General features: G+C 53.0%; 7 protein-coding genes and 2 riboswitches. All 7 genes read left to right on the plus strand.

Annotation, left to right across the window (positions count from 1 at the left end; genetic code table 11):
* The first annotated feature begins 21 nt into the window (after nt 1-21).
* The 7 genes from B1748_RS30000 (at nt 22) to B1748_RS30030 (ending at nt 10,106) form a co-directional block, all read left to right on the plus strand.
* Nucleotides 22-1,116, plus strand: coding sequence for a stalk domain-containing protein (locus tag B1748_RS30000; protein WP_087571648.1), 1,095 nt, complete (start codon nt 22-24; stop codon nt 1,114-1,116).
* Between the two features lie 527 nt (nt 1,117-1,643).
* A riboswitch (cyclic di-GMP riboswitch) is annotated at nt 1,644-1,730 on the plus strand.
* 118 nt (nt 1,731-1,848) lie between these two features.
* A riboswitch (cyclic di-GMP riboswitch) is annotated at nt 1,849-1,929 on the plus strand.
* 14 nt (nt 1,930-1,943) lie between these two features.
* Complete coding sequence (locus B1748_RS30005) at nt 1,944-2,747, plus strand: transglutaminase-like domain-containing protein (RefSeq protein WP_087571649.1); 804 nt, start codon at nt 1,944-1,946, stop codon at nt 2,745-2,747.
* Nucleotides 2,748-2,995: 248 nt separating this feature from the next.
* On the plus strand, nt 2,996-3,958 hold the full coding sequence (locus B1748_RS30010; protein ID WP_256976035.1) for an ABC transporter permease: 963 nt from the start codon (nt 2,996-2,998) through the stop codon (nt 3,956-3,958).
* A gap of 25 nt (nt 3,959-3,983) precedes the next feature.
* Nucleotides 3,984-4,856: a carbohydrate ABC transporter permease gene (locus B1748_RS30015; RefSeq protein ID WP_087571650.1), complete on the plus strand. Its 873-nt coding sequence runs from the start codon at nt 3,984-3,986 to the stop codon at nt 4,854-4,856.
* A gap of 85 nt (nt 4,857-4,941) precedes the next feature.
* On the plus strand, nt 4,942-6,564 hold the full coding sequence (locus B1748_RS30020; protein ID WP_087571651.1) for an extracellular solute-binding protein: 1,623 nt from the start codon (nt 4,942-4,944) through the stop codon (nt 6,562-6,564).
* Between the two features lie 45 nt (nt 6,565-6,609).
* Nucleotides 6,610-8,931, plus strand: coding sequence for a helix-turn-helix domain-containing protein (locus B1748_RS30025; protein ID WP_087571652.1), 2,322 nt, complete (start codon nt 6,610-6,612; stop codon nt 8,929-8,931).
* A gap of 119 nt (nt 8,932-9,050) precedes the next feature.
* Nucleotides 9,051-10,106: a TolB family protein gene (locus B1748_RS30030; protein ID WP_087571653.1), complete on the plus strand. Its 1,056-nt coding sequence runs from the start codon at nt 9,051-9,053 to the stop codon at nt 10,104-10,106.
* The last annotated feature ends 336 nt before the right edge of the window (nt 10,107-10,442 follow it).

Raw genomic sequence — 10,442 nt, forward strand, 5'->3', positions numbered from 1 at the left:
GACGGAGAGGAAGATTAAAGAATGGCAAGGAAGAAGAAATTATGGGGGATGACGTTAATGGCGTCCCTGTTGTTAATGGCGACACCTCTGCAAGCGGCAATGGGAGCGGCAGAAGGCACCGGACGGGCGGCGGCTGTGCCTGCGTCCGCTGTTACCGGAGCGGGAGTGTCTTATGCAGCGGCAGCCGCGACAGTGAAGGCGCAGGCCGCGCAGCCTAAAAAGGAAACGACGGTGCAGGTCAAGACGCAGCCGGTCAGGCTCATCTTCGACGATAAGGAACTGACGCTGCCCAAGGGGCAGCACGCTTTTATCCATCAGGCGCGGACCTACGTGCCTATCCGTTATCTCTCCTATGCTTTGCTGAAGCAGGTAGGCTGGGATCCCGCAAAAAATCAAGTGACCATCTCGGAGCCCACGGCAGCGGAGCTTGCCGATCTCAAGAAGAAGCTGCTTGCGGCGAGCGGCGGCAAGCCAAGCCAGACGACGCAGACGCTGACCATGAAGGTCAAGGAAGCGACGCTGATCTTTAATGGCAAGGCGAAGGCGCTGCCGGAGGGTCAATCCCTATTTATCCTCAATGGATCGATCTACGTGCCGTTGCGCTTTCTGGCAGAGTCGCTCGGCACCAAGATTGACTGGGATCCTGCGACAAGAACGGTCAGTGGACAGTCGAAGGCGTACCAGGCGGAGCATGGCGAATCGAACAATGGCGGAAAACCCGGAGATGGCAATTCCGGCACGGGCGGCGGCGCTCCCGGAGCGGGCAACGGCGGCGGAGGGGGCGCGCCTGGCGGAGGAACGCCGGCGAACCAGACGTATGCACAGATTACTTCGGGTGCGGAATCCAAACTGTACGCTTTGCGTTCGAGCTGCGAATCTACGCTGACGGGAATCGTGCTGAGCTATACGGATACGAGCGAAGCGGGCAAAAAGAAGCTAAAGTCAGATATTCAAGCGGCGGTAGCGACTTGTACGGGCAACTTCGAGACCATCATTGCCGACACCTCGGCGGCGCTGACGGCGGGCGGGCATAGCACGGCTATCCTTGCCGAATATCGAACCAAGTTCGAAGAAGAGCTAGAAGCAGGCCGCAAGCTTGCGGAATCCATGTTATAGGATACAAAAGAGAAGAGGCTCCCGGGCTTGCAGCCCGGGAGCCTCTCTTGCTGTGTCTGGACTATGTAACCGTTCGGTACTGCTGCGGAGCCGATCGATTCTGCGTCTGACAGGGCATGTATGGGAACTGGGATTGATCAGAATTTAGAAAAGATCCGCTTGCGGCTGTTCTTCCTGACTTTGTACCAGTAATGGCCGTTCTCGTCGCGAAAAATTCTAATACCGATTAGCTTGAGCGGTGTCGTTAATTCGGTGAACATTATATATCCGGACATATCCATCACCTCGCTTACATACTCTCCTAATAATATCAAACTTTTTACCTATTTACTAGGAAAATATGCTTATTCATATGGGCTAAAACTACTAATTTCTAGTTTTGCGAGAAGCTTGTGTTCTCTCAGGCGACAATGTTGTTCAATCGGTTTGACGAGCGTTGAAGGCCAGCATCGAACCAAGCGTCCATTTGTCAGAAAAAAGGGTTGCAACTCTAGCAAATTGTGGTAACATGGAACTATAAAAGCGAGACACGATAACGGCAAACTTGGCGAAAGCCAGGGACGCAAAGCTACAGGGTCTTCCAATCCATGGATTGATGACAGCCAGCTACCGAATGATTGGGCTTTTTTTGTTGTTTATAGGACTTTATCGCACGGCAATAGGTCTTTATTGAACACCTTATTGCGTGTCAAAAAGTTCGGTTTTCAGCTCCGAGACTACCTCTAAAGCTTCACACGATAATGGCAAACCTGTCGAAAGGCAGGGACGCAAAGCTATAGGGCCTTCTAAACAGATGGCAGCCTGGCCACCGAAAGGAGTTTTTTGTTATGCGTAAATTCATTATGATGGTTGTATCGGTATTCGTGCTGTTTACATCGGTACAAGCTGTATCGGCCGCTGATGCAGGTGCTGCTTGGCTGGACACGTCGGCATTGGCGCAAGGCATTGTCAAGGTAACCTATGACGTAAAGCCGAAGGTCAAGATGAAAGTCATGATCGCGAAGGGCAAAGAAAACTATACGTATAGTCTGGCTACAGGCCGCGTAACGGAGACTCTCCCGCTGCAGCTCGGCAATGGCGATTACAAGATCATGCTTCTGGAGAACATCTCGGGCACCTCGTATAAAGCGGTTAAGCAACAAGCGGTTAAGTTGAACCTCAAGGATGAGAAGGTCGTGTACCTTAATTCCGTTCAAAATGTAAGCTGGACAAGCACTAGCCAAGCCATTGCGAAAGCGAAGGAGCTGGCCAAGGGCAAAACGACGGACGAAGAAAAAGCGAAAGCCGTATACAACTACATCATCGCAAATATCGCGTATGACAAGGTTCTGGCGGACACCGTCACTTCCGACTACCTGCCGAGCATCGACAAGACGCTTGCTTCGAAGAAGGCGATCTGCTACGGATACGCTTCGACATACGCGGCAATGCTGAGAAGCCTTGATATTCCGACCAAGCTGGTCATGGGCGATTCCGATTATGTAGACGTCTACCACGCATGGAACGAGGTTTATCTGAACGGCAAGTGGGTCATCGTGGATACGACAGTGGACGCAGGCATTAAGCAAAGCAACAAAGCGACCGTATTTGCAAAGGACGCAACCAAGTATACGAAAACCAAACAGTACTAATATATAGGTTCATAAGAAGAAGGAGACTCGCGAAGCGGGTCTCTTTTTTTGCGTTTAAGCCGGATTCGGAGCGTAATAAGGGGCAAATCGCGAAAAGGGTGTAGCATCTCAAAAAAAGCGTGTGCTCCAAAAAAGGATATGGCGTAGCGCCGTAAAAAGTGGTGATTTCAATAGCGGGCGATGCCGTGCTAGTTTAAGGGTGCAGGTTAGCCAATAACCATTTAAACCGAAAGGAGACTCGCATGAAAATGAATATACCGCAACCGACGGGACTGCCTGCCGAAGCCGGAATGCCCGCTAGAAAAAAATCGTCATTTTGGAAGCAAGTTTCACGAAATCGCTTTCTTTATATGTTGCTTGTGCCGGTGGCCATTTATCTGCTCGTGTTTAAATACGCTCCCATGTTCGGCGAGATTATCGCGTTCAAAAATTATCGTCTGGCCGATGGCATTTGGAACAGCCCCTGGGTTGGCTTCGAGCAGTTCGAGAAGCTGTTTGCGAGCCGGGAGTTCTATGTCGTGCTTAAAAACACGCTTTTGTTGAACTTGTATCACCTTCTATTCGCGTTTCCCGTGCCGATTCTGCTGGCCATCCTGTTAAACGAGGTCCGCGTGGAATGGTACAAGAGGACATTGCAAAATTTGCTGTATATTCCCCATTTCATTTCTTGGGTCGTGCTGGGCAGCATCGTGATCGCGTTACTGTCGCCGTCCACGGGGTTCGTCAACTATTTGCTAAAGGGCTTCGGGCTGGAGCCGATCTACTTTATGGCCGACAAGCTTTGGTGGCCCGTCAGCTTTATCGTCTCCGGTATATGGAAGGAAGCCGGCTTCGGCACGATCCTGTATTTGGCCGCCATGGCTTCCATCGATCCGACGTTGTACGAGGCTGCAAGAATGGACGGGGCAAGCAAGCTGCGGCAAACCTGGCATGTAACGCTCCCCGGCATTCGCAGCACGATCGCGATTCTGCTCATTTTGCAAGTAGGCAAAATGATGGATGTCGGCTTCGAGCAGGTGTATGCGCTTCGCAATGACGCGGTGACAAGCGTGGCGGAGGTCATCAGCACCTTTGTGTATACGAGAGGCCTGGTGAATTTGCAGTACAGCTATACGACGGCTCTCGGACTGTTCCAATCGCTGATTGCCTTGATTTTGGTCGTATCGGTTAACCGGATCATCAAGGCGATGGGAGAGAGGGGCCTATGGTGAGAAGGACGACAGGAGGTAATCGGACATGAATGAAAGAAGTTCCTCGCCAGCCTGGTTTCGATGGCTCAACTATATTTTCCTTGCGTTATGCGCTTATGCGACTTTGTTTCCCTTTATCAATATTATCGCGACGTCCTTTAGCAGCAGCAGGGCGATCAACGCGGGCGAAGTGTTTATGTGGCCGATCGAATTTAATCTCGACGCCTACAACAATTTGATTCGGGACGGTCAACTGATCGTCGCCATGAAGAACACGGTAATCATTACGCTGGTAGGCACCGCGCTTAATATGCTGTTTACGATTATGGCGGCTTACCCGCTGTCCAAGGCAAGGCTCAAGGGCCGGAATGTCATGCTGATGGCGATTTTGTTCACGATGCTGTTTAGCGGCGGGCTCATCCCGAACTTCCTGCTCGTCAATACGCTTGGTCTTGTCAACTCCTATTGGTCATTATGGCTCCCCGCGCTTATTAGTGCCTACAACATGTTTGTTATGAAATCGTTCCTGGAGGGGTTGCCGGAGGAGCTGGAGGAATCCGCGGCTATCGACGGAGCGAGCGAGTTTACGATTCTGTGGCGAATTATTCTGCCGTTGTCGAAGCCGGTCATCGCGGCTCTAACGCTGTTCTATGCGGTCGGCTGGTGGAACTCCTATATGAACGTGCTGATCTATATCCGAAGCACGGATAAATTGTCGCTTATGGTAAAGCTGTACCAAATGATCGATCTGGTCAGCACGGAGCTGCTGCGCGGGGAAGGCGTCCTCCAAGCGGTCATAACGCCGGAGAGCATCCGGGCGGCGGCGGTCGTGTTTGCCATCGTGCCGATCCTGTGCGTCTATCCGTTCCTGCAGAAACATTTTATCAAGGGCGTTCTGCTGGGGTCGATCAAAGGTTAACGGCTCCGGCGTTCTCAAAAGATGTCAAATGCGCTCTCGCGGCGCGTTCTGATATAATTTAAAAACAGTTAACAGGAGGTCAAGTATGGATCAAAAAGGGAAGCAATACTTAAAGGGCAGATTGCTGCTGATTCTCGTCGTTATGGTGATGGTCGTCGTATCCGCTTGTTCGAACGGCGCAAACGGTTCGGGCAACAAAGGAAACGGCAATAAGGCCGGTCAGGAAAGCCAGGCGCCTTCAGACAATGGAGGGGCGGAGAAGGACCCGTATGAAGGTCTGCCTAAAAAGATCAGCATTTCCACCTTTGATCGGGGTCAGGTATCCAGCGACGAAGGCACGTATGAGGATAACCGTTGGGTCAAGTGGATTCGCGAGCAATCCGGCATCGACGTATCGATCGTGCCCGTGCCGCGCAATCAGGCGCAGGACGCGCTTAACGTGTTGTTTGCGTCCGGCGGAGCTCCCGATCTGGTGTGGGAGTATGACCGCGCGTATATCGGCAAGCTGGTAACGCAAGGCGTCATTCAACCTATTGGAGAATATATCGAGAAGTACAGCACGTCGTACAAAAAATATTTGGAAGAACATCCCGAGTTGCTCCCTTACTTGACGTTCGACGGCGAGATCTATGCCGTATCCACGGAACGTCCGTTGTTCGCGGTTGCCAATCACGGCGTCTGGATTCGGCAGGATTGGCTGGATGAGCTGAAGCTCGATCAGCCGACAACCGTCGAGGAGTTGATCGCGGTCGCCAAGGCGTTCAAGGAACGATATCCGGACAGCACGCCGATCGTAGGCCATACCACGAGCGATATCTACTCGGCCATCTATGGCGCCATGAACTTCCAATGGTACCTGGAGGACGGCAAGATGCAATACGGAGCTACGCTGGACCGGTTCGCCGATGTGATCGGGCTGGAGAAGCAGCTTTATGAGTTGGGGCTTGTAGACAAGGAGTATCTGACCGATAGCAACAATCAGCGCGCCAGCCAGCTCTGGACGACAGGCAAAGCGGGCATTTACCTCGGGCAATGGGGAAGAGGCTCGAACGATATTATGATCAAGGATATGCTGTCCAACGTGCCGACGGCGAATCCGGTGCCGCTGGAGATGGTCGCTTCCCAGTATGGCAAGTACGGCGCTTATCAAGAAGCTCCGCCTAATATTTTCGTAGCTTTCAATAAAGATATGAAAAATCCGAAAGCGGCGATCGAATATTTGGACTGGCTGATCGACGGAGGCTGGTACCCGCTTGTCAATGGCGAGGAAGGCGTCCATTATGAAAAGGTTAACGACGTTCCGAAGCAGCTTGACAGCGATAAGTTTAACAAAGAAGTGCTGTACGCCGGCGAATACGCGGTCGTCAGAGATCAGGTGACCAAAGCCGAGGATCTGCTTGCGCTTGCTCCCGACGACGAGCAGTCCCAGCGTATCGCCAAGCTGAACATGACATCGCTCGAGATCGCCATGAAAAACGAGTTCCGCAGGGACATCCCGTATCAGCCAAGCTTCGACAAGATTAACGAGATCCGTTCGACGCTGGATACGTTTATCCGGGAGACGCGCGCAACCGCCGTAACCCAAGGGTCGAAATATACGGGGCAGTGGGCGCTCGAGGAGATCCGCAAGGAATGGGAGCGACTGGGCGGCAAGGAAGCGGATGAGCTTGCGCAGAAGTGGTACGAAGAGAACAAGGCAAGCTTCTAAAATGACGGAAGTCTGAATGAGGTTGACTTATAAGGGGGAACAGGCATGAACGTGACCAAAAATCGGAGGCTTGTGAAAGCGATCGGCGTTTTGTCCATCGTCCTGTTCCTCCTTGTATCGACTTCATTCTTTTTCACTTATTCGGTATTCAATAAACAATTGAAACGGCAACTGGTCGATACGAATATGGAGCTGCTCGGCCAAGTCGACCATAAGCTCGAGCTGACGCTTAAGCATATTGACAAGTCGACGATTCAGTTGCTCAAGAACGATGAGGTCATCCGTTTCTTTGACAAGGATCTGGATGAGCAGGCAAGCCAAAATAATGCGTTTCGCATTTCCAACTTGATCGCGAACGCGATCAACAGCATGGATAATATTTTCACAATCGACTTGTATTCCTATGGAAAACAACGGCTTGTCACGGGGAATGTGCTGACGGAGGAGGAGCTGTCGAACGACTTTCGCTGGATTACCGGGTTCGAGCAATTTGACGGTTTCTACGAATGGATGTCGACTCGCAAGGTGCTCATCAACCGTTCCAGCTATCCCGTTTACCGCGACGTCGTGACGCTGGTGCGCACCTATCCGCTTATCCATTCGCCGGGGGCGAGAAGAGGGGCCGTTGCGGTTAACGTCAAGGAGGATGCGTTGTACGGCCTGATTCGGAATACGGCCGATGCCGATGGCGGGCAGACCTTCGTGGTCGACCGGGAAGGCGTCGTGGTGCTTCATTCGGACCATAATAAGGTAGGCAAGGACATCAGCGAGTTTTCCTATATAAGCCGTATGCTGAAATCCGAGGGGGACACGGGTCATTTCACAGCCGATGTGGAACAGACGCAGTCCTCCGTCTTCTATGTCAAAGACGATTATACGGGCTGGTATATCGTCCGCTCCGTGCCGGAGTCGCAGTTTACCCGTCCGCTCATCCTGTTCCGCAACGTATTGTTCCTGCTCGCGGTTGTCTTGTTCGTTGTCGCCACGGTATCGGCAGCAGTGATCGGCCGCTGGACGTTCAAGCCGATGAATCGGTTCGTCCAGGCGATGCGGCAGCAATTGTCGGCTCCCGCCAAGTCGGGAGGCCGCAAGTACAACGACGAATTCCATTATTTCGAATCGACGGTGCAGCATATTCTGGAGGACAGGGAGCAGTTGCACAAGCAAGTTGTGGAAAGCAAGCCGCTGGTCAAGTGGCAGTTAATGACGGAGCTGCTGTCGGGCGGACCGAAAAACTTGTCGGCGATTCAGCCTTATATGGATACGCTGAATATCCGCCTCCATGCGCAGCGCTTCGTCGTGATGAGCATCGAGTTCGACAACAAGGGGCAGATTGCTTCCGCGCGCGACTTGAAGCTGTATGCCTACGCGCTTTGCAACGTGGCCGAGGAGCTGATGAACGCGGAAGGCCAAGGCATCGCTTGCGAGCTCGACAAAGGCAAATGCGTGGTCATTATGAGCTTCGGCGACGACGAGGATCGGGAACGGCATGCCATCCGGGCCGTGGCCGTGGCGGATATGTTAAAGGAGTTCGTCCAGGAATATCTTGGACGGACGATCAGCATCGGAATCGGGGATGCTGTGGAGATGCTCGAGGAGGTACCGGCATCCTACAAGCAATCGTTGGAAGCGCTCCGGTATAAGCTGGTCATGGGCGGCAACTCCATTATAACGAGAGAAGATATACCGGCGGACCCGTCGCCCCAATTCTACAAGCTGTTCGCCATGACCGACGGAATCGTCGCTTCGGTAAAGCTGCCGGACGCCGACAAGATGCGCGGGCAGGTTCGCAAGTGGTTCGAATCGTTTGCGGAGCAGGGCGTCCCGCCGGAATTGATTATGCAGCTTGTCGTGCAGTGCCTGATGAAGACCGCGACCGCCGCGGCCGAAATCGGCGTCGATACGGAAGGCATTTTCCCGGAGCAATATTTGGTCGAAATGCTGAATCAGTACGAGCGGCTGGAGCAACTGGAGAAATTTACGGTTGGCGCGCTGGACAGCTTTATCGAACGAATTCGCGAGAAACGGGGCAGCAGGGAACGCAACGATACGATCGATAAAGCCAAACAGTACATTCAGGAGCATTATATGCGCAGCGACATGTCGCTCAATTTGCTTGCCGGCGAATTTCATCTTAGTATCTCGCATTTGAGCAAGCTGTTTAAGGAACAGATGGAGTGCAATTTTATCGATTATTTAATGGAGGTTCGCATGAATCAGGCCAAAGAGCTGCTGGCCGGCACGGAAGACAAGATCCGCGACATCGCGGAGCAAGTCGGATACTCCAACGTCAACAGCTTTGTGCGGATCTTTAAGAAAATGACGGGGCTGACGCCGACGGAATTCAGGGAACGGTCCAAGGGCTGACGCGGAAGAAAAAAGAGAGGTGGCCTGCGGGCTGGCGTAGACGGGGAACCGGAATGGACTTAAGGTTGGCGCGGCAGCCTTCGGGCTGTTAGTTGCACGGAAAGGGGCAGGATATCGAAATGTTCACGCTGCGCGAAACGATAGATGCCGCCACGGGCGTTAGCATACGATCCATAGGGGCAAGCGGTGTCGACACCGGCCACCAATATTTCACGGCCATGTCCTGGATGTCGGACAGCCGGCATATCGTGGTTTGCACGGATATCGACGGGGACAAGATGGGCGTTTTCGTCAAAGCGGATACGACGGATGGCTCGGGAGAAATCATCGTCGATCGGCTGGAATGGGGCAGGGGCCTCGTATCCGACGGCGATCGGTTCTATTATTATATCGGTCCGGACATCTACGAGAGGGATCTGGTTTCCGGCCGGAGCCGCATCGTTTGCCGCCTGGATCCGGCGGCGGTCGTATATGGCCCACTGTCGATTACGAAAGATGGCAGTACGATGGGCATTTACTGGCGGGCAGGCGGGCAATGGGTTATCGGTACGGTCGACGTGGAGACGGGACGCGTGAGGGAGGTGGCGACTCCGGATTTCGCGGAGCCTTACCCGATAGCCAATCATGCCATGATCAGTCCGGAGGATCGAAATCTGTTGTTCTTCGCGCATGAAGGCCAGACCGAATATATTCCGGACCGGATTTTTATGGCGGACGTTCGGAGCGGCGAGTTCCGCTGCGGCTTCGGGCAGAAGCGGATGGGAACCGGCGAGCTCGGAGAATACGTCGGTCATGAGATGTGGGCGCCCGACGGCAGGCAGCTGTACTTTGTGAAATATCCGCACAGCCCGCTAAAGCCAACCGGCATTTACCGCGTGGACGCGCTGAATGGCGAGGCGGAATTCGTGAACGGCGACTATCGTTATTGGCATGTAGCGGTAAGTCCCGATGGCCGATGGGCGGTCGCGGATACGACGGAAGAGGAGGAAATCAGCAAGATTGTGCTAATCGATCTGGCAAGCCGTTCCTCCAGACTTCTGTGCGAAATTCCGATGTGGAAGCAACATCCGGGGCATCCCCATCCTTCCTTTAGTCCGGACAGCCGCAAAATCAGTTTTACGCTGGCGGACGAGGAGCGGAACCTGCGGGTAGGCATCATCGATATAGCGGAATAGAGAAAGAACCAGTAACCAGACTGACATTGGATGCCGCCAAGTCATATGAAAGATATGACTATTAACAGGCAGGCTCGGAAGGAGACCCGCTGGCGAAGCGGGTCTCTTTCTTTGACGTATGGTATGGGGTGCCCGGCAATGCCCCCAGCTATAATGGGTGATGAAAACGACCTTATTCGTGCGGTACTACTTGGCTTGCATAGTTGCAGGTCGCACATTCCGGAAGGATTCCGACAGCCGTTTTTCGCGTTAAAATCGGATTCTATAATTTTATTGAAAATAGTGCTTGCAATCCACTAGGCGTTCGTGATATATTATTTCTTGTCGCCGCGAGAG

Source organism: Paenibacillus sp. MY03, assembly GCF_002165585.1.
In the GTDB taxonomy this organism is placed as follows: Bacteria; Bacillota; Bacilli; order Paenibacillales; family Paenibacillaceae; genus Pristimantibacillus; species Pristimantibacillus agaridevorans.

Coding starts and splice junctions, on each gene's coding strand:
- B1748_RS30000 (WP_087571648.1), top strand. CDS start 22: ATGGCAAGGAAGAAGAAATTATGGGGGATGACGTTAATGGCGTCCCTG.
- B1748_RS30015 (WP_087571650.1), top strand. CDS start 3,984: ATGAATGAAAGAAGTTCCTCGCCAGCCTGGTTTCGATGGCTCAACTAT.
- B1748_RS30010 (WP_256976035.1), top strand. CDS start 2,996: ATGAATATACCGCAACCGACGGGACTGCCTGCCGAAGCCGGAATGCCC.
- B1748_RS30005 (WP_087571649.1), top strand. CDS start 1,944: ATGCGTAAATTCATTATGATGGTTGTATCGGTATTCGTGCTGTTTACA.
- B1748_RS30020 (WP_087571651.1), top strand. CDS start 4,942: ATGGATCAAAAAGGGAAGCAATACTTAAAGGGCAGATTGCTGCTGATT.
- B1748_RS30025 (WP_087571652.1), top strand. CDS start 6,610: ATGAACGTGACCAAAAATCGGAGGCTTGTGAAAGCGATCGGCGTTTTG.
- B1748_RS30030 (WP_087571653.1), top strand. CDS start 9,051: ATGTTCACGCTGCGCGAAACGATAGATGCCGCCACGGGCGTTAGCATA.